Raw genomic sequence first — 18,667 nt, 5'->3', positions numbered from 1 at the left:
AAGCTAGAACATCGGCAGGACGAAGCCGCCCAACAGGGCCACGGTGCCGATGGCCGTCAGGCAGCGGCCCAGGACTGACGCCGTCCTGCCCGCCTCTTCCGGTACGGTGGACTGCCACTGGGTTGGGCGTTTGGGGTGGTAGTAGATCGGCAACGTGTCCCCCACGGCCATGTCCCTGATGTCGTACGGGGACATGGGGGCGTTGTGCACCTGGTGCTTCCGGTCGTACCAGCGGAACCCGACGCCGGTGGAGTCCGAATACACCACGGCTTCTGCCACGTCCCACGGGTGGATGAAGCGGCGGAGGAACCCGGTGTAGAACAGCAGTCCCAGCCCGGCGGGCAGGCACAACCAGGTCAGTACTTCCAGGATGGGACCTGCCATATCGAGCGCAGTGGACATGAAATCGATGGTACAGCGCGGGACTGGTGGCTTCAGCACCAGCTACGTAGGCTGAAGGTGACCGGACCGGAGTGAGGGGAAGCCCAATGAATGATCAGGATATTTTGACGCACATCCAGGCCCTCGTGGAAGAGGAGCATGCGCTGCGCGAGGGGTCCGCCGGAGGCCAGGCTCCGGACCAGGCGCGCCTGAAGTACGTGGAGGAAAGCCTGGACCAATACTGGGACCTGTTGCGACAAAGGCGGGCCAAGAAGGAATCCGGGGAAAACCCCAACGAGGCCCAGGCCCGTCCCGTCAGTGAAGTGGAGGGCTACAGGCAGTAGCTTCGCGGCACGGAAGTGTTCCGCCGCCCCTGGTGGGGCGGCGGAACCTTTTTTATGCCGTTATTGCCCCGGTGCAGCGCTTAGCCGATGGGCTGCGGCATTTGCTCCACGACGTACTGGACGTCCAGCGAGTCTCCCGTCTCCGGATCCGCCATCTCCACCTTCCAGCTGCGGGCGAACTGGTTGACGCCGCCCGTCATCGCCACGGTGCCGGAAATCAGCACGGTGCCCGGCTGGTTGAGCCCGCGCGCGGCCAGCACCTCCAGCCAGTAGTCCGGGGTCAGCAGGGCCTCGAGGGAACTGTCCTGGATGAGGGTGTCCGGGGTCTCCCCCTCCCCTACCCAGCCGCGCAGCGTGATGCGGTCCAGGTGGTCCCGCACATCGTCAAGCCGCCACGCCTTGCGGCCAAGGACGTCAGGGCTGGCATTCTTGCTCCACGCCACACCATGCACTTCGAGCTCACGGTCCGTGTGATCGCAGGCGACGGTGAGCAGGACGCCGTCGTCGGTGATGACCAGCGCCCATTCCGCCTCACCGGACGTGCGTCCATGCTGGACCCGGACCTCGGATACCTGCTGCGCGAGGTAGGGCGAGACGGGGTACATGGCCGGAGTGGTGGTGGGGCCGGGGACCCCGAGCTCGGCAAGTTCTGCGATGTGGGCCTGCACCTCATCCTGCTCACGCCCCGCGTAGCCGGCGTTGAGGAGGTGCCGGACCTGCACGTTCTTGATGCTGCCGTCGGGAAGTTCAAAGCTGAGAGCCGTCATGGTGCCGTCCTTTTCGAAGGCCGCGGAGCCGGTGCACCGCGGGAAAATTAACAAACCGGAAACCGGAAACAGTCGCCAATGTACATCCAGTATGCGTAATGTATACATTTAACGCCAGCGTGACAGGCGTCACCTCAAAATCCACTGTGGAGGACACAATGAGCAATTCTCCGGTTTCTGGTGCGGGCGCAGCGTCCCAGTCAGGCCCGCCAATCCGTCCGAAGGGCCTGGTCAAGGCATTTGCGGCAAGCCTGACCGGCACGGCGCTGGAGTGGTATGACTTTGCCGTCTATTCCGCGGCGGCCGCTGTCGTTTTCCCCATCGTTTTCTTTCCGTCCTCCGATCCCCTGACCGGCACCATCCTCGCCTTTTCCACCTACGCGGTCGGCTATGTGTCACGGCCCGTGGGCGGCGTGGTCTTCGGACGGCTCGGTGACCGGATCGGACGCAAGAAGGTCCTGGTCACCACTTTGATGATCATCGGCGTGGCAACGGTGCTGATCGGCGTCCTTCCGGGCTACGACAGCATTGGCATTGCCGCCCCGATCATCCTGGTGCTCCTGCGCTTCGCCCAGGGCGTGGGCGTGGGCGGTGAATGGGGCGGCGCAGTGCTGCTCTCCAGCGAATACGGCGACCCGCAGCGGCGGGGTTTCTGGGCCTCGGCCGCGCAGGTGGGTCCGCCCGCCGGGAACCTGCTGGCCAACGGTGCGCTGGCGGTCCTGACCCTGATGCTCACCGAACAGCAGTTCATCAGCTTCGGGTGGCGCATCGCGTTCCTGGTCTCCGCACTCCTGGTCGGTTTCGGCCTGTGGATCCGGCTCAAGCTGGAGGACACCCCCATCTTCAAGGCGATCGAAGCCCATGGAGAACAGCCCGCCGCGCCCATCCGGGAAGTGTTCAGTACGGAACTGCGGCCACTCGTTGCCGCCATCCTGTGCCGGGTGGGCCCGGACGTGCTGTACGCGCTGTTCACCGTCTTCACCCTCACCTACGGCATCCAGGCGCTCGGCTACGAACGCAACCAGGTGCTCACCGCCGTCCTGGTGGGCTCGGCCTTCCAGCTGTTCATGATTCCCCTCGCCGGCGCAGTCTCGGACCGTTTCAACCGGCGTCTGGTCTACGGCGTGGGCGCAGTGGCCGGCGCCGTGTGGACCTTTGTCTTCTTTGGCGTCCTTGGCGGCAACAATGAGCCGATGCTGATCGTGGGCATCGTCCTGGGCCTGGCGGCGCACTCCTTCATGTACGGGCCGCAGGCCGCCTTCATCGTGGAGCAGTTCTCACCCCGGCTCCGGTCCACGGGCAGTTCACTGGCCTACACCTTCGCAGGCGTCATCGGCGGCGCCATCGCACCCTTGTTGTTCACCGTGCTGCTGTCGCAGTTTGGCACCTGGATTCCGGTGGCCATCTACGTTGCGGTCGCAGCGGCCGTAACCCTAGTAGGGCTTGCCCTGGGCCGCGACAGCAACACCGTGGAGGACCAGGACTACCGCCTGCTGCTGGAAGGCAGTGCTGAATCCAGGGCGGCCGGCGAAGCGGCTCGCGTGTCCGGCGCAGGCGAAGCCCGGTGATCAGCTCCGCAGGAGGATGTCCCGCGTCACCGCGAGGTGATGGTCGATAGCCTCTTTGGCACGTGCGGAATCGCCGGCCACCAGGGCATCGAGGATGTCCTGGTGTTCGGCGCACACCGCCTCGCGCCTGCCTCCGGTGCGGAACAGTGCGGCAACGCCCACCAGGACCTGGCGGACATGCAGCTTGCTGTACGTTCGGGAAATGAGTTCGTTTCCGGCGGCGTCGATGAGCTGCTGATGGAAGAGCGTGTCCAGGCGGATGAATTCGCGGGCATCGTCCGGTTCATCGTTGTTCGGAATCTGCGCCTGCTGCCGCAGGGTGTCCTGCATTTGCTTGGCGGGCACCCGGTGTTCGTCAATGACAAGCTTGGCCGCATGGCTTTCCAGCACGCCGCGAAGTTCCATCAGCTCGGAAATCTCCCGGCCGGTGACCACCGGAACGTAGGCGCCCCGTTGCGGAATAAGCTCCACCAGCCCGTCGGAAACCAGAAGCAACAGCGCCTCGCGCACCGGAGTGCGGGACACCCCGATGTCCGCCGCAAGCTCCTGTTCGTTGAGGAAGCGGCCTTGCAGTTCCGGGTCCGTCAGGACGTTCTCGCGCAGGTAGGCGTACGCCTTTTCGCGGCCCGAGGCGGCCGAACCCGAAATTTTTACCATACATTATGTATACAACAGATCGGAGATCTTCCATGCGTATCGCCATCGCCCAAATCATCAGCAGTGCCGACACCGCGGCCAACCTCGGCATCATCAGGGACTACGCAGCCCAGGCGAAAAACGCCGGCGCACAGTTGGTGGTCTTCCCGGAGGCGGCCATGCGGGCCTTTGGGAACTCGTTGAAAGACATTGCCGAACCGCTTGACGGCCCTTGGGCGGGCGAAGTGCGCCGCGTCGCCAAAGACCTGGACATCACCATCGTGGCAGGCATGTTCACCCCCGGCGCGGAAGGGCGCGTCCGCAACACGCTGCTGGTCACCGGCCCCTCCGTGGAGGCGTCCTACGACAAGGTCCACCTTTTTGACGCATTCGGCTTCACCGAATCCAAGACGGTGGACGCCGGGCAGGCGCCGGTAACGTTCGAGCTCGACGGCACCGTGTTCGGCCTGGCCACCTGCTACGACGTCCGTTTCCCGGCCCTGTTCACGGCCAACGCCAACGCGGGAGCACACGTCAACATTGTGTGCGCTTCCTGGGGAGCCGGCGAGGGCAAGGCCGAGCAGTGGGACCTGCTGGTGCGTGCCCGGGCACTGGACAGCACCACGTTCGTGGTTGCGTGCGGCCAGGGCGATCCCGAAACCATCGGCGCAGGCCCCGCAGGTGCGGCGCCCACCGGAATCGGGCACAGCGCCGTCGTCACTCCCCTGGGTACCGCCGTGGTGTCACTCGGCGGAAAACCTGAACTCGCCGTCGTCGACATCGATCCGGCGTCCGTGGACTCCGTACGCGCCACGCTGCCGGTCCTGGCCAACGCCCGCAGCTTCTGAACGGGCGAATCGCCGTTCACGGCGCCGAAACATAAGGCGAAAAGACGCACGACGGCGGATTCTCACCCCTGGAGCAGCCGGAAACCCCGCGAAGTCCGCAGCATCGCGGGGTCCGGCGGCCAGGACGATTCCTCACGGTGGGGGCGCGTTTACATTCCTGAAACATGGCTGATACGTGAACTTCACGCAGGAGCGATTTGTGTAACGCGGCCGCAACTTTAAGCGGCACTGGCTGAAACACGCGGCACGAAAAATGGACCGCGGGGGAAATGCCGCGGGGCCAAAAGGGCCCCGCACAACGTTCACGCTGCGAAGGGACCCACCAGTGGAAATCACTGCCCAACACGTCTGGCTGATGATTTCAGCCGCGATGGTACTGCTGATGACTCCTGGCCTTGGCCTCTTCTACGGCGGCATGACCCGCGCCAAGGCCGCCCTGAACATGATCATGATGAGCTTCATCTCTGCCGGCATCGTCGGCGTGGTCTGGGTCCTGTGGGGTTACTCCATGACCACCGGCGACGGTGTGCTGGGAGTCTTCGGCAACCCCTTCACCAGCTTCGGCCTGCAGAACCTCATTGGGTCCCCGGACCTGCTCAAGGCCGGGTACAGCGCCACTTTTGCCATCATCACCGTGGCTTTGATCAGCGGTGCCATCGCCGACCGCGCCAAATTCAGTGCCTGGGCCCTCTTCGTGCCCGTCTGGATCACGGTGATCTACTGCCCCCTCGCCTACATGATCTGGGGCGGCGGCCTGATGAGTGCAGGCGGCGCCGTCACGGCAATCTTCGGCCAGGTCATCGACTTCGCCGGCGGCGCGGTGGTGGAAATCAGCTCCGGCACGGCCGCCCTGGTGCTCGCCATCATCGTTGGCCAGCGGCACGGCTTCGCGAAGGACCCCAACCACCGACCGCACAACATCCCGTTCATCATGCTGGGCGCAGCAATCCTATGGTTCGGCTGGTTTGGCTTCAATGGCGGCGCCGCAACCAGCGTGGAGCAGGCCGGGCTGATCTGGGTCAACACCCTGATAGCCCCCGCCGCGGCGATGCTGAGCTGGCTGGTGACCGAGAAGGTCCGCCACGGGCACCCGACCTCCCTGGGCGCCGCCTCCGGCGTGGTTGCCGGCCTGGTCGCCATCACGCCGTCCTGCGCAAACATCAGCCCGCTCGCGGCCGTAGGACTGGGCCTGGTTGCCGGGGTTGCCTGCTGCGTGTTCGTGGACCTCAAGTACCGCTTCGGCCTCGATGATTCGCTGGACGTCGTGGGAGTCCACCTGGGCGCGGGGCTCATCGGCACCTTGGCGCTGGGATTCATTGCCCTGCCCGTAAACGGCCAAGGAGGCGGACTCTTCTACGGCGGCGGCATCCAGCAGCTGGTGGCCCAGGCGGCCGCCGTCGTCATTACCCTGCTGCTGTCCGGAATCGGGACGGCAATCATTGGCCTGGTCATCAACAAGACGGTGGGGTTCCGTGTCAGCCATGAAGCTGAGACCGCCGGCGTGGACCTGTCCGAGCATGCGGAAACGGCCTACGCCTTCGGAGAAATGGGCTCGGGCTTCAGCGCCCTGGGCCACATGCTGAACCACCACGCTGCCCACGCCGCCGCGGGACCGGCCAAAGCCGCTGCACCAGCCGAGGCCGGGGTGCCCGCCAAGGAAGACGCGTTCGCGTAGCTTCTCCGCCCGGGAACTCTGTTTCCGGGACCCGCGGCCGGGCGCTGCCGGCGCCTGCCGGCCCGGACCGCCTGGAGCTACTAGTCAGCAAGGATCTTGTAGAGGGCCCGGCGCGTTTCATCCATCTTTGCGACAGCTGCAGCGCGCTGTTCCCCGGTCACACCCGCGCGGAATTGATGGATGGCACCCATTAGCTTTCCAATGCTCTCGTGGAAGTCCCGGTCTGCACTGTCGGGCTCTGCATTCCAGGCGTTTTCCATCTCCTCTGCATGCTCTGCCACATAGGCCCTGCCCGCATCGGTGAGCGCGAACTCTGTTCCCCGGCCTTCGCTGAGCGCCTCGATCAGGCCTTCGTCCACCAGTTGCTGGAGGGTGGGGTAGATCGATCCGGGGCTGGGCCGCCACATGCCACCGGTCTTCGTGGCAATGGTCTTGATCAGTCCGTACCCGTTGGATGGCGCCTCGGCCAGGAGGGAGAGGATGGCCGCGCGGACGTCCCCCCGGCTGGCCCGCCGGCCGCCGCGGCCAAAACCGGGACCGAACCCGGGACCAAAGCCCGGGCCAAAACCGGGTCCAAAACCGGGTCCAAAACCGGGTCCGAAGCCGGGCCCAAACCCCGGCCCACGGTGCCCGTGCGGCCCCTTGTGGGCCCTCCCCCGCTCGAAGCGGCCTTTGGCGAACTCCGGGCCGGGGTGCTTGTCGTCGAATATGCCTTTCATAGCGGCATCGTCCTTTCACTTCAGGTATCTCGCTGATTACTTCAGCGATAGTTAACGATATGTCGGTAACTATCGCTGGTCAAGACTTTTGACGTGACCAAATCCTGACCGTCAGGCCTCTGTTACGCCGGTGGCCGGCGGCGTATCCTGATCACACCCTGGAGCACGAGGGCTGAGGAATGGCGAAGAAGCGGAAGCGCAGGCATGGATTTGGCGCAGCCGTGGGACGGCTCGTGGGGTTCATTGCAGCCAGCATCCTGTGTGGCGTATTGGCTGCCAGCCTGGTGGTCCCGGCAGTGGCAGCCGCGGGCCTCGGCGTCAGCTCCTCCATTGGATTCTTTGACAACCTGCCTGCGGAACTGACGGTGCAGCCGCCGTCACAAGCCACCAGGGTCCTGAGCGCCGACGGCCAGCCGATCGCGACCCTCTATGCGGAGAACCGCGTTCGGGTGCCACTGGACCAGATGTCACCGTTCATCAAGGACGCCATTGTTTCGATCGAGGACAGCAGGTTCTACGAGCATGCCGGGGTGGATCCGCAGGGCATCCTCCGCGCACTGTTTTCCAACCTGACCAAAGGCGGCGAGCAAGGGGCGTCAACCATCACCCAGCAGTACGTCACGAATGTCCTCAATGAGTCCCAGCTTTCACAGGACAGGCCGGATGCGGTGGTCCTGAGCGGGCAGAAGAACCTGGGCGACAAGCTGCGGGAGATGAAGCTGGCCATCGCCCTCGAGAAGAAGTACACCAAGAACCAGATCCTCGAGGGCTACCTGAACATCGTCTTCTTCAGCAGCAACGCGTACGGGATTGAGGCGGCGGCCCGCTACTTCTTCAGCACCACGGCAAAGGACCTAACCCTGCCGCAGGCGGCCCTGCTGGCCGGGCTGGTGAACAGCCCCACGTTCTACAATCCGGCCATCCATCCGGACAACTCGGCAGTACGCCGGAACCAGGTCCTGTCTGAAATGCTGCGCCTGGGCAAGATCACCCGGGCCCAGCATGACGAGGCGGTGGCCGCTCCCATCGAATTGAAGGTCACAGCCCCGGAACAGGGGTGCGCCAATGCCGCCATGGCGCCGTACTTCTGCGATTACATTTCCCGCCTGATCCTGGACAATCCCGCGTTCGGGCAAAGCGAGGCCGAGCGGGAGCGGCGGTTGTACCGGGGCGGACTCACGATCGTGACCACCCTGGACAGCAGGCTCCAAGCTGCGGCCCAAGCACAGGTGGACGGGACGGCAGGCGCCAACCCGGACCGCTGGGCCGCATCCCTGGTGAGCATCCAGCCGGGCACCGGCAAGATCCTGGCGATGGCCCAGAACACGGTGTTCCTTCCACAACCGGGCAAGTTCGACACGAACCTGAATTTCAACGTGGACGCCAAGGACGCGCAGGGGAACGACCTCAACGGGGCAGGCGGGTTCCAGCCGGGATCGACCATGAAGCCGTTCACGTTTGCCGAGTGGCTGAACGAGGGGAAGGCCCTTACCGCGGTGGTGGACGCGTCACGCCGGGTCTATCCCCTCGACTTCCCGTGGAAGGACAGCTGCGGCAAAGTACTGGGCGCCTATGACACAGCGCAGAACAATCCCACGCTCGGCGCGGCGGACGACCTGCAGAACGCAGAGGACGGCTTCTACCGGCCAATGCCTGTCAATTTCGGCCTCTACAACTCGATCAACACCGCCACGTTCGCCTCGGCAGCACAGCTCGACTTCTGTGGCATCCAGAAGATGGTGGACTCGGTGGGCCTGCATAGCGGACTGGACAGCACCCCGGTCAACATGCACCAGCTGGGCAACTTGCTGGGCGGCACAGGAGTCGCACCCCTGACCCTTGCGAACGCTTTTGCCACCTTCGCCACCGAGGGCCGCTATTGCACGCCCATCGCCCTTGTGGAGGTCACTGATGGCGCAGGCGCGAAACTTCCCGTACCGGCCCCGGACTGCCGTGACGCCGTCAAGCCTGAGGTGGCCCGTGGCGTGAACTCGGTGCTGCAGGACGTTTTGAAGCGGGGATCAGGCGTGTGGATCAACCCGAAGGTGCAGGACAAGTTCCCCACCGCAGCCAAGACCGGAACGTCGAACAATAATGGCTCCACCTGGGTGGTGGGCTACACCACCGGCCTGGTCACCGCGTCCTTCTTTGGGGATGCCCTGGGAGGCCAGACGCGTGCCGGCCAGAACGTCACCATCAACGGCACGTTCTATCCCAGCCTGGACGGTTACATGATTGCCGGGCCGCAGTGGGCCAACTACATGCTCAAGGTGGCGGCCCTGTATCCCGCAGCACCGTTCGCTCCGCCGCCAGCATCGATGATTGGCCCAAATCCGACACCGAAGCCCTAATACCCGAGTCCCTGGTACCCGAAGCCCTGATACCAGCGCGGGATCGGCCTGCGCCGCAAATTGCGCTAGCCCCGGCCGGGCCCTTTCCACAGCCGCTGCCACCAGGAACGCACAGGCTCCGGCTCCGCGGGTACTTCCACAACGCGCGCTGCCCGGCGGTTCCGCCAGCGGTCCAGTTCCACTTCTACGTCCCGCGTCTTCGTGATGACCGGCGGACCGCCCTGCAATTGCCGGCGTGCATCGACAACCCGCTTGTTGAAGTCCTGCAGGAGGTCCTGCACCTGCTGCTCCGTGGACAGGGCGTCGAGAGTCGCATCAAGGTGGGCATCCTCAGCGCGGAGCAGGATGGCTGCCGGCCCCAGGCCGCTGATATTCTCCCGCTGGATCAGCCCCTTGACCCACCAGTCCGGATCATAGGAATCGCCAAGGCCGGGAATCGGTTTGCCGGCGTACTTGAGGTTGTCGAACTTGCCCTGCGCCATGGCATCGCGGACCAGGTATTCCGCGCGGGCGGCGTCGCTGACCTTCCGGCGCTTGTCGCGCTCCTGAGCGTCCAGGGCATCCAACGTGGCTTCTTCCTCGGCGCTGATGCCCGCACCGCGGTATGAACGCACTTCGGCCGCCCGCTCCAGCCGCCTCCGGAACCCCGCCGACCCGCCACTCATTGCCGCCACCGCCTCACCTCAGGTTGGTCCGCCTTCCAGTATTGCGGCGCCGGCCTGCGCGTTCAACGCCCGCAGGTGGGCGGACGACGGCGGGACGTCCCGCCGTGGTCCGCCCATTTGGCGCCGCCGCAAGGTTCCTGCCGGTTGCCGGGTTCAGATGCAGGTTCAGATGTTGGCGGGCTCTGCGAGGATGCCGTCGATCTGGCCGGCGGCCAGCGTCATCCCTTCCTCCATCCCCATGGCAACCATCTTCTCCAGCTGCTCTTCGGACTCGAACGCGGAATGGATGGTCATGCGCGTCCGCTCCCCCAGCGGCTCGAGCGTGACCGTCGCATGGGTGACGCCCAGGTCGCCCGTGGGGTTTCCGTCGCTGTCCGCGAACCCGTCGTCGAACTGAAGCTCCCGGGGTGCCTCGATGGCCGTAAACTCCCACCAGCCATGGGCCTTCTCGCCCTCCGGGCCGGTCATGTAGTAGTTTGCGCGCCCGCCGGGGACGAAGTCGTGCCGGTGGAACGTAGCCGGCCAGGTGGGTGGTCCCCACCAACGCTCGAGCTGGCGGGGATCTTCCCAGAGCTGCCAGACGCGTTCGACGCCGGCGTCGAACTCGGCGACCAACGTGAGGGAGAGCGCCTCGGGGTTCTTGTCCATACTGATGACTGCCATGGCCGTGCCTTCCTAACCTTCAGCAAGAATGTCTGCCATCCTGGCGGCCCGCTGCCGCCAGATCTGTTCGTATTCGTCGAGCAGCCGCCGGGCTTCCTGGAGCCCTTCGTGATTGCCCCGGACAACCTGCTCCCTTCCGCGTTTTTCCTTCGTGACCAGCGATGCGCGTTCCAGCACCGCCACATGCTTCTGGACGGCGGCGAAACTCATGGAATAGAAGGCCGCGAGCCCGGACACGGTGTACTCGCCCACCGTGACCCGGCGGACGATGTCACGCCGGGTGTGATCGGCGAACGCCTGGAAGAGGCGGTCACGTTCGGACTCACGGAGCTGATCTACAACCATTTGGTTGTACGTTAGTCCGCCAGTATGGAGGTGTCAATGGGTTTCTTAACAGCCTTGGACGCCGGAACGGCCGGCATACAGTTACGCCTCGAAATGGGTCCTGACGCCATTCCCGGTCAACTGCTCGATGAGTTCGTTGGCGACATCCCGGAGTTTCCGGTTGCGGTTGCTGGAGACCCGGGCGAGGATATCCATCGCCTCCTGCTGTGAGCAGCGGTTCTGCGCCATGATCACCCCACAGGCAAGGTTGATGGCGGTCCTGCTCTCCAGGGCAGCCTCCAAGTTGTCAGCACGGTTCCGGGCGGTATCGATGCGCACCGACAAATGCAGTGTGTTCTGGGCGGCGGCCGCAAAGCCGAGTGCCTTTTCGAGGACGTCCGCTGTGAATACGCCGGGCCGCGAGGCGAAAAAATTCAATGCCGCGGCGGTCTCGCCCGTGATCTCCAAGGGAACACCGAGCGAGCTGTGGACGTTGGCCGCCAGGAGCGCCCGGTTGTATTCAGGCCATCGCGAATCGGACTCGACGTCGTCGATCAACACCAATGACATCTCACGCAACGCCTTCACGCAGGGACCATCACCCAACGTCTGTTCCAGCTGGTCCAGCTCCAGGGCACGTGCACTGCTGGCCGCAGCCGTGGTGGGCCGTCGCTTCATCTTCAGGGTGACGGCACACTCCACCACACCCCCGCCTGCCTCTGAAACGGCGGCGGCGGCAAGGCGTGACAACCCGGAAAGGAACTCGATGCCATTCTCTGAGCCCACCAGGATGCTCTGGAGGTCTTGGGCAGATTCAGGGTCGGATGAACTCAACATGTCCTCCAGCGAACCGCCACCCACCCATCCAGTCAAGCCCTCGCTGCCTGGGCGGGTTTCGGACGGTCCGGGCCGCGCGGAGCCCCGGTGCGGGTATGGATCTATGCTGGGACCATGGCGCAACTTCCCCTTGACGAGCTAACCGCAGTGATCGCTCGCATCCAGGGATTACTGCTAACGGAAGAAAAGGTCACAACCGCCATCCGTTTGCTGGCCCGGGCCGCCAAGGAATCAGTCCCCGGCACCATCGGGGCAGGCGTCTCACTCATCGACGGCCGGGGACGCCGTACCAGCAGTGGATACACCGACACGATCGTTTCCCAGGCGGACACGGTTCAGTATGAATATGGCGAAGGACCTTGCCTTACGGCGTGGGCGTCAGAGCGGCCCGTGCTGGTCACCGACCTCAACGTGGAACAGCGGTGGCCCCAGTGGCGCAACGGCATCGCCGGGCTGCCCATACTCGCAGTAGTCAGCGCGCCGCTGTTGGCGGGGAAGGAATCCCTGGGTGCCCTGAAGTTGTACGCCGCAGCCCCCGACACCTACGACCACGGGAGCGCTGCACTGCTCCAGCTCTTCGCAGCGCCGGCCGCCACGTTGATCTCCCATATCCAGGCCAATGAGGCTCCGCATCGGATGACGGCGGAACTCCAGGCGTCGCTGTATACCCGCGACTTGGTCAACCGTGCCACCGGGGTCGTCATGGAACGGATGGGTTTGCGGCAGGAAGACGCCGTGCGGTTCCTCATCAGGCAGGCCCGGGAGGAAAAAACATCGCTGCAGCAGGTCAGCGAACGCGTCGTGGCCGGGACGCCGGCCTCCGGAACCTAGGTTCGCCATGGGCTTCGACCCCAACGAACCGGAACAGCGACGCCAACTCAGAGCCGCGATGAAGGCTGCCGACATCTCGGTCCCCGACCTCTGGCTGAAGTACTTTGGCCTCTCCGGAGACGCCGGCGAGTACGAAGTGGAGGCCTACCTGCAAGGGCTTCTTTCCCTCCCACCGATCCAACGGGACCTGCTTGCCTTGGCGGCGAACGAGCTGATCGACGACCTTCCCCGGCCCCGGGCGCCCTACTCCGACGATTTCAACGGCTCCCACCGCTCCGAAACGGAAGACAGCGGCGAAAAGGACGGCGGCGACCAGGACGGTGGCCACCGTGCAGGTTCCGACGGGTAGCGCGTGCCGGCGCCCGCGTACCAATTGCGGGTGCGGAGGCGTAGTGTCGGATATAGGAGATTTCCGGATAGCCAGCAGATCCAGGGGTTGCCACACGGGCCAGCCGCGCAGAGAGCGGGGGTCGCAAGCCGGGAGCAGCAACCCTGGCGTACTGAGGATCGAGGCCCGATGGCCAAGGAAAATATCATCTCCCCGTCAGACAGGCTGCAGGACCTGCTCCTGGACAGCCCCGGCTTCCCGGACTTCCTCCTTGGCCTGGCAACTATCTCCGCTGCGCAGCTGGGCGCGGACGGCCGCACCATGGAGTGCACCATCACGGTGGAGCGGAACGGCGGACTCGCCACCGTGGCCGCGAGCAGCCAGGAAGGGTACCGGCTCGACGAGACGCAGTATGGTTTCGACATTGGACCCTGCCTTACGGCCCTCCGGCAGCAAAGAACGGTACTGATTGGCGACCTGGCCAGTGATCTGCGCTGGAGCCGGTACTTGGACAGCATCGCTGAAGACAATGTCCGCTCCGTACTGGCGGTCCCCATCCACACAGACTCCACCGCACGTGCAGCGCTGAACTCCTACGCTTACACCACACATGCCTTCAATCCGGACACCATTGCCTTCGTGGAGGACCACGCGGCCTCGATGTCCCGCATCCTCCGCCTGGCGCTGCGGTTGCATGCTCCGGAGGCCCCTGGAGACGATTTCCGATCTGCGCTCAAATCCCGCGCCGTTGTGGACGCGGCCGTCGCCCTGGTCATGCTCCAGACCCGCGGCGGCAGGAACGGCGCCCTCACGGTGCTGCAGGCCGCTGCCGCATCAAACAACAAGCGGATCCGGGAAATTGCTGCCGAGATCGTTGATGGGGGCTACATCCCGGGATCGCCGGATGGACGGCAATGATGAACGCGGACTGGATGGGTGGCCCGGACCAAGTGAACGAGGCAGATGCGCACCGCCGGATTGCAGCGAAGCGGTTCCAGGCCTCCAAGGTGACGCTGGTTGAACTCTGGACGTACTACTACGGCATCGGCGGGGACGTTGACGAACTGGCTCTGGATGCCTACCTCAATGAAGCCCTGCACCTGCCCGCAGCACAGGTGGGACTCGTAACGCTGGCTATGAACGAATTCATTGGAGGCGACGGCGCATGACCGACAACGAAGGTTCCCTTCCTACCGGATTCAGGAGTGGATGGGATGCAGATTTGTCGCTGCAGGAACTCGTCCTTGAGAGCAGCGACATCAGGGCATTCATGACGGAATTGGCCGTCCTGGTGTCTTCCCGGCTGAGCGTCCCCGGCAACACCATCCACAGCGGCGTCACGGTTATCCGGCAAAAGAAACCCGAAGCCGTTGCCGCCAGTGACGCCGCCGCGAGCGCGTTGGATGAATTGCAGAACGGCTTTGGCGAAGGCCCCTGCCTGACATCGCTGCGCGAGGAGCGCACCCTCCTGGTTCCCGACCTTGCCGCCGAAACCCGCTGGCAGGACTACGTCCGGACCGCCTTGCATCAGGGGGTCTCCTCCATCCTCGCCGTCCCGTTGGATCTCGGTGGAGATGGCGAGGCAGTGCTGAACCTCTATTCCGGCCGCACCAACGGCTTCTCGGTCGAGGACATCGCAACCGTGGAGACTTTCGCCCGGCACGCGGCAAACTCGCTGCGCCTGGTCTTGCGGATTGCCCGCTTGCGTGAAACCAGGAACGACCTCTCCGCGGCCATGCAGTCCCGGACAGTCATCGATATGGCGGTGGGGGCGGTCATGGCCCAAAACCGCTGCACCCGGGACACGGCGTTCGGCATCCTCACCCGCGCCTCGAATACCCGGAACATCAAGCTCCGGCAGGTGGCCGCCGCCGTCATTGCATCAATTTCCGGAGAGCAAACGATCCCGGCGCACTTCGACGAATAGACGCCGCGCCCCGCTTAAACGTGACGAGAAACACCCGCAATAAAGCGCTTTTTGGTTTCGAGCGCCGTTCCTGCTTGGGCACTATGGATATGGAGGGCGGGCAAGCTCCCGCTCCGAAATCCTGGTGACGCAACGAGGCCCACCGGTGAGCGCAGGCCACCGATCCCCGAAGCGTGGACAGGCCACTCCAGCGGCCCGATGGGGGCCGCACTGACGAAGGAAAGTACTGAACAATGACGTTTAACGCTGCCAAATCCGTGACGCTGAAGATCTGGGACCGGGCGTCTTTCCACGAGACCCTTGATTCCGCGGTAACGGACCTTTCCGCCCGGCACAACACCACCACCTGCCGCATCGCCGTCACGTGCAGCGGCCCCAACACCTTCACGCTGAGCGTTCGAGGCGACGAAGCGGCCCTGGCGGCCGTCTAAGCAGCGCCCCACGGGGAGCGGACGACGACGGGACCTCCCGTCGTGGTCCACTCCCCTTTTTCACGCCCCCAGTCAGGTGTGACAGGGGTCACTCAAGAAACTGCGTGACGTTTTCCGCCCTGGCCCCGTCCTTACTTGTGAAGGCGCAGAACGCGCCCTTGGAACCCTTTCCAGAGCAAACAAGGAGTGACGCAATGACTACCCAGGCGCAGAACCCCGCAGCAGTCCAGCAGAAGAAGGCAGCCACCGCACCCGGCCATGAACTGTCCCCCGCCAATGGCGCGGACGGCCGCGGACGCACCACGGTGGCCGACGGCGTGGTGGCAAAAATCGCCGGCATCGCCATCCAGGAGATTGACGGCGTGTACGCGCTGGGCGGTGGGGCAGCCCGCGCCATTGGCACCCTCCGCGAGAAGGTGGGCCAGAAGGACCTCACCCAGGGTGTCAGCGTGGAGGTCGGCCAGACCCAGGTGGCCGTGGATGTCACCTTGGTGGTCGAATACCCGCACCCCCTGCAGCAGGTGGCGGACCGGGCCCGCGATGCCGTCTACACGGCAGTGGAAGACCTGGTGGGCATGGAAGTCACCGAGGTCAACATCACCATCACCGATATCCATGTCCCGTCCGAGGGCGATGACGCGGACGACGCCGAGCGCGAACCGAGGGTCGCATGACCCCCGTCGTCGCCGGCACGGCCGCAGGGGCCGTGCTGGCTGTGGCCGCCCTCGCCTTCGGTTTCTGGGGCTTCCTGCTGACGGCCATCTTCATGGCCATCGGCGCGGTCCTGGGCCGGGCGGCCGAGGGGCAACTGGACCTCGGCGCCGTGCTGGACGCCCTGCGCGGCCGGCGCTCGTCGTCGTGATCCGCCGGGGCCATACCCGGATCGCCCCGGCTGCCCTGCGGCACACCTTGGAAGCCGTGGCCGCCGGCGCGTACGGCGTGCCCCGGGATGACGTTTCCGCCGCCCTCCGGGACGATGCCGGAAAACTCGGGGTCGATCTCCAGATGCGGCTCCCTGTTCCCCCGCTCCTGGCCGCGGCCCCGGCGGGAAGGGAGCAACACTCCACATTCGAGCAGGCAAACATTGCCCGGCTGAGGATCGCCTTCGCCGGGCGGCGGATCACCGGGATGGACATTGGCCGGATCAACATCCAGCTCACCGCGGCCCCACGGGCGGCCAAAGCAGCCCGCACGGACCGGGCACGGAAACAGGACGGGAGGCAGCCATGAACCAGGGCCGCATGCAAAAGCGGATGCTCCGGAGGGAGACGCACTCATCGCGCACCGGACTGTCCTTGGCCACGGCCGTGCTGCTGCTCGCCGGCTTCGTGTGGCTGGGGGCCGAGTGCGTCCTCGCACTCCTGGGCCGCGGTCCGCTCGTGGCCGGCCCCGATGCCATGGCGAATGCCATAAGGGACCTGCCACAGGCGGTGCAACCGGCCGGGCTGACAGCAGCCGGTACCGCGGCGGCGGTACTTGGGGCAGTGCTTCTCGTGGCTGCGCTCAAGGGCGGCCGCCGGGGCCGGCGGACCATGCACAGCGAGCGCGTGGCGTTGGTGGTGGATGACGAAGCCATTGCCGCCGCCGTTTCACGCCAAGTGCGCCTGGCCGCCAACCTGGCGCCGGAGCAGGTGAGCACAACGGTAGGACGGCGCCGCGCGCACGTGTCGGTCCGGCCGACGTCGGGCCAGCCCCTTGACCGGGAAGCGCTCACCGAAGCGGCAGCCCGGGAAGTGGCTTCCTGCCGGCTGGCCAGGAACCTGGCAGCGGATGTGGCCATTGCCGCGGAAGGGGCAGTAGGACGATGAACAACACGAACAGGGCAATGAACAGGACCTTTCTGGCCCTTGCCGGAGTGATCCTGATCGGCGCTGGAATCCTGGTGGCGGCCGCCGGGCTGAGCGCGGACGTACGCACGGGCTGGACCGCCGTCGCCGGCAGCGCCTTGACGGCGTGGCAGGCCCTCCGGGACACCGCGCCGTCGCCGGAACCGCTGGGCAGCTGGTGGTCCTTGGCCGTGCCAGCGGTTCTGCTGCTGGCGGCGCTCACCACGATTCTCTGGCTGGCCCGCCAAGCCGGCGGCCGGACCAGGACGGCGGCGCGGGAAGACGACCCGGAACTGGGGGCTACCGCAGTGGAGGTCTCCTACCTGGCAGCCGCCGTGGAGGCGGCGCTGGAAGGCAACCGGTCCGTCGTCGGCAGTTCCCTGACCGCGTGGCGCCGGCGCGGCTCCAAAAACGCCGCGCGCACCTCCCTGCGCCTGACCCTCCAGGCACGCCGCGGCGCCTCGCCGCGGGAGGTGGCGGACGTGGCCGAGGAACTGGTCCGCAGCATTGATGCACTGCTGGGCCATCACACCGACGTCCTGGTCCGAATAGGAACTGGAACCAGGACCAAACTGGCCCGGGCACTGCGCGCGGGCTAGCACGAAACCGAACACGACAGAAAGGCACACCATCATGGGACTCGACGACAAGCTCAACAACGCGGCAACCAACCACCTCGGCGCCGCCAAGGAGGGTGCCGGCAAGCTGACCGGCAACGAGGAGCTGGAACGTGAAGGCCAGCGGGACCAGGCGCAGGCGAAACTCCAGGAAGCGGGCGAGAAGGTCAAGGACGCAGCCAAGAGCATCGGCAGCAACCTCAAGGACGCTGCCGCCAAGGTCAAAGAAGGTTTCCGCAAAGACTAGCCAATCCCGGCGGCAGGCCCGCGGCACCGCCACGGCGGTCCGCGGACCTGCCTGCCGCGCGTCAGGCGTTCGCGCCGATAGTGAAAGCAGGGTTCGGTGACAGGTTCACCCTTGATGCGGGACCAGTTGGATCTGGTCCCCGATGCCATTTTGGTGGGCAGGGCGGCCGACGGCGACACGGCGGCCTTTGAAGCCCTCGCCCGGCGCTACGGCCCACACATGCGGGCCTCCGCGCGCAGGCTGACAGGTTCCTACGCGGACGCCGACGACGCCGTGCAGGAAGCGCTGGTCCAAGCGTGGAAGCAACTGGACACCCTGCGCGACCCGGCGGCCGTCAAAGGGTGGCTGCTGCGGCTGACCGGCAGCCGGAGCATCGATTTGCTGCGCCGCCGCAGGAACCACACCAGCCTGGCCGGCGGGGAGGACGACGCGCCGCCGGACACTGTCTCGCCCGGAGCCGGGCCCGAGACGACAGCGGTGGCCGGCGCCGGCATCGAATCGCTGAAGGCGGCCCTGGCCACCCTGCCCGAAGAGCAGCGGCGCTGCTGGATCCTGAAAGAGATCAACGGACAGAGCTACGAAGAAATTGCGCAAACCCTGAACATCAGCCCAGCCAGTGTCCGGGGGCGGCTTGCCCGTGCCAGGACTGCCTTGGTCCGCGAAATGGAGGATTGGCGATGAG

Annotated in this window: 26 protein-coding genes; 18 read left to right on the top strand and 8 right to left on the bottom strand. The window is 65.5% G+C overall.

The window, feature by feature from the left end:
• Positions 1-3: 3 nt before the first annotated feature.
• Positions 4-402 (bottom strand): hypothetical protein, encoded by a 399-nt coding sequence (locus DC347_RS12875; RefSeq protein ID WP_018761026.1) that lies wholly within the window; start codon positions 400-402, stop codon positions 4-6.
• An 86-nt stretch (positions 403-488) separates the two neighbouring features.
• On the opposite strand from DC347_RS12875, the gene DC347_RS12870 reads away from it, so the two are divergent.
• A complete protein-coding gene (locus DC347_RS12870; RefSeq protein WP_109045723.1) occupies positions 489-725 on the top strand; it encodes a DUF2630 family protein in 237 nt (78 codons plus the stop codon).
• Between the two features lie 80 nt (positions 726-805).
• Here DC347_RS12870 and DC347_RS12865 read toward each other — a convergent pair whose 3' ends face one another.
• Positions 806-1,492, bottom strand: a complete 687-nt coding sequence (locus tag DC347_RS12865; protein WP_109045722.1) for a DUF2848 domain-containing protein — start codon at positions 1,490-1,492, stop codon at positions 806-808.
• A 158-nt stretch (positions 1,493-1,650) separates the two neighbouring features.
• Here DC347_RS12865 and DC347_RS12860 point away from each other — a divergent pair, with 158 nt between their 5' ends.
• Positions 1,651-3,060 (top strand): MFS transporter, encoded by a 1,410-nt coding sequence (locus DC347_RS12860; RefSeq protein ID WP_109045721.1) that lies wholly within the window; start codon positions 1,651-1,653, stop codon positions 3,058-3,060.
• Here the strand turns inward: DC347_RS12860 and DC347_RS12855 are convergent, their stop codons facing one another.
• Entirely contained in the window at positions 3,061-3,717 is a 657-nt protein-coding gene (locus tag DC347_RS12855; RefSeq protein ID WP_109045720.1) for a GntR family transcriptional regulator, read from the bottom strand.
• Positions 3,718-3,749: 32 nt separating this feature from the next.
• Here DC347_RS12855 and DC347_RS12850 point away from each other — a divergent pair, with 32 nt between their 5' ends.
• Both DC347_RS12850 and DC347_RS12845 read left to right on the top strand, forming a co-directional pair.
• On the top strand, positions 3,750-4,544 hold the full coding sequence (locus tag DC347_RS12850; protein WP_018761021.1) for a carbon-nitrogen hydrolase family protein: 795 nt from the start codon (positions 3,750-3,752) through the stop codon (positions 4,542-4,544).
• A 325-nt stretch (positions 4,545-4,869) separates the two neighbouring features.
• On the top strand, positions 4,870-6,219 hold the full coding sequence (locus tag DC347_RS12845; protein WP_018761020.1) for an ammonium transporter: 1,350 nt from the start codon (positions 4,870-4,872) through the stop codon (positions 6,217-6,219).
• Positions 6,220-6,299: 80 nt separating this feature from the next.
• Here the strand turns inward: DC347_RS12845 and DC347_RS12840 are convergent, their stop codons facing one another.
• Positions 6,300-6,938, bottom strand: coding sequence for a PadR family transcriptional regulator (locus DC347_RS12840; RefSeq protein WP_109045719.1), 639 nt, complete (start codon positions 6,936-6,938; stop codon positions 6,300-6,302).
• Positions 6,939-7,117: 179 nt separating this feature from the next.
• Between DC347_RS12840 and DC347_RS12835 the strand changes: the two genes are divergently transcribed.
• Complete coding sequence (locus DC347_RS12835; RefSeq protein ID WP_109045718.1) at positions 7,118-9,289, top strand: transglycosylase domain-containing protein; 2,172 nt, start codon at positions 7,118-7,120, stop codon at positions 9,287-9,289.
• Between the two features lie 65 nt (positions 9,290-9,354).
• Here the strand turns inward: DC347_RS12835 and DC347_RS12830 are convergent, their stop codons facing one another.
• The 4 genes from DC347_RS12830 to DC347_RS12815 all read right to left on the bottom strand — a co-directional run bounded on the left by DC347_RS12830 (position 9,355) and on the right by DC347_RS12815 (position 11,778).
• Positions 9,355-9,954: a DUF1992 domain-containing protein gene (locus DC347_RS12830; RefSeq protein WP_109045717.1), complete on the bottom strand. Its 600-nt coding sequence runs from the start codon at positions 9,952-9,954 to the stop codon at positions 9,355-9,357.
• A 165-nt stretch (positions 9,955-10,119) separates the two neighbouring features.
• The gene (locus DC347_RS12825; RefSeq protein ID WP_018761016.1) at positions 10,120-10,617 is read right to left on the bottom strand and encodes an SRPBCC domain-containing protein; all 498 of its coding nucleotides are present in this window, start codon (positions 10,615-10,617) and stop codon (positions 10,120-10,122) included.
• A 12-nt stretch (positions 10,618-10,629) separates the two neighbouring features.
• Complete coding sequence (locus tag DC347_RS12820) at positions 10,630-10,962, bottom strand: helix-turn-helix transcriptional regulator (protein ID WP_109045716.1); 333 nt, start codon at positions 10,960-10,962, stop codon at positions 10,630-10,632.
• A gap of 81 nt (positions 10,963-11,043) precedes the next feature.
• Complete coding sequence (locus tag DC347_RS12815; protein ID WP_109045756.1) at positions 11,044-11,778, bottom strand: GAF and ANTAR domain-containing protein; 735 nt, start codon at positions 11,776-11,778, stop codon at positions 11,044-11,046.
• Positions 11,779-11,892: 114 nt separating this feature from the next.
• Here DC347_RS12815 and DC347_RS12810 point away from each other — a divergent pair, with 114 nt between their 5' ends.
• The 13 genes from DC347_RS12810 (at position 11,893) to DC347_RS12750 (ending at position 18,666) form a co-directional block, all read left to right on the top strand.
• Entirely contained in the window at positions 11,893-12,609 is a 717-nt protein-coding gene (locus DC347_RS12810) for a GAF and ANTAR domain-containing protein (RefSeq protein ID WP_109045715.1), read from the top strand.
• 7 nt (positions 12,610-12,616) lie between these two features.
• Positions 12,617-12,958 (top strand): hypothetical protein, encoded by a 342-nt coding sequence (locus tag DC347_RS12805; RefSeq protein WP_018761012.1) that lies wholly within the window; start codon positions 12,617-12,619, stop codon positions 12,956-12,958.
• A 168-nt stretch (positions 12,959-13,126) separates the two neighbouring features.
• Positions 13,127-13,855 (top strand): GAF domain-containing protein, encoded by a 729-nt coding sequence (locus DC347_RS12800; RefSeq protein WP_109045714.1) that lies wholly within the window; start codon positions 13,127-13,129, stop codon positions 13,853-13,855.
• Entirely contained in the window at positions 13,852-14,106 is a 255-nt protein-coding gene (locus DC347_RS12795; protein ID WP_240617785.1) for a hypothetical protein, read from the top strand. Before DC347_RS12800 ends, DC347_RS12795 begins: the two co-directional genes overlap by 4 nt.
• On the top strand, positions 14,103-14,864 hold the full coding sequence (locus DC347_RS12790) for an ANTAR domain-containing response regulator (protein ID WP_109045712.1): 762 nt from the start codon (positions 14,103-14,105) through the stop codon (positions 14,862-14,864). The genes DC347_RS12795 and DC347_RS12790 overlap by 4 nt, the downstream gene beginning before the upstream one ends.
• Positions 14,865-15,097: 233 nt before the next feature.
• Complete coding sequence (locus tag DC347_RS12785) at positions 15,098-15,295, top strand: hypothetical protein (RefSeq protein WP_018761008.1); 198 nt, start codon at positions 15,098-15,100, stop codon at positions 15,293-15,295.
• 194 nt (positions 15,296-15,489) lie between these two features.
• Positions 15,490-15,969 (top strand): Asp23/Gls24 family envelope stress response protein, encoded by a 480-nt coding sequence (locus DC347_RS12780; RefSeq protein ID WP_018761007.1) that lies wholly within the window; start codon positions 15,490-15,492, stop codon positions 15,967-15,969.
• Positions 15,966-16,157, top strand: a complete 192-nt coding sequence (locus DC347_RS12775) for a DUF2273 domain-containing protein (protein ID WP_018761006.1) — start codon at positions 15,966-15,968, stop codon at positions 16,155-16,157. The genes DC347_RS12780 and DC347_RS12775 overlap by 4 nt, the downstream gene beginning before the upstream one ends.
• A complete protein-coding gene (locus DC347_RS12770) occupies positions 16,154-16,525 on the top strand; it encodes a hypothetical protein (protein ID WP_109045711.1) in 372 nt (123 codons plus the stop codon). The genes DC347_RS12775 and DC347_RS12770 overlap by 4 nt, the downstream gene beginning before the upstream one ends.
• Positions 16,522-17,103, top strand: coding sequence for a DUF6286 domain-containing protein (locus DC347_RS12765; RefSeq protein ID WP_109045710.1), 582 nt, complete (start codon positions 16,522-16,524; stop codon positions 17,101-17,103). Before DC347_RS12770 ends, DC347_RS12765 begins: the two co-directional genes overlap by 4 nt.
• Positions 17,104-17,120: 17 nt before the next feature.
• A complete protein-coding gene (locus tag DC347_RS12760) occupies positions 17,121-17,720 on the top strand; it encodes a hypothetical protein (protein WP_240617784.1) in 600 nt (199 codons plus the stop codon).
• A 34-nt stretch (positions 17,721-17,754) separates the two neighbouring features.
• A complete protein-coding gene (locus DC347_RS12755) occupies positions 17,755-17,985 on the top strand; it encodes a CsbD family protein (protein ID WP_109045708.1) in 231 nt (76 codons plus the stop codon).
• A gap of 114 nt (positions 17,986-18,099) precedes the next feature.
• Positions 18,100-18,666, top strand: a complete 567-nt coding sequence (locus tag DC347_RS12750; protein WP_018761001.1) for an RNA polymerase sigma factor — start codon at positions 18,100-18,102, stop codon at positions 18,664-18,666.
• Position 18,667: the final 1 nt, after the last annotated feature.

The sequence above is a fragment of the Pseudarthrobacter sp. AG30 genome (genome assembly GCF_003116525.1).
Classification (GTDB): domain Bacteria; phylum Actinomycetota; class Actinomycetes; order Actinomycetales; family Micrococcaceae; genus Arthrobacter.
This window is presented reverse-complemented; position numbering and strand designations above follow the sequence as displayed.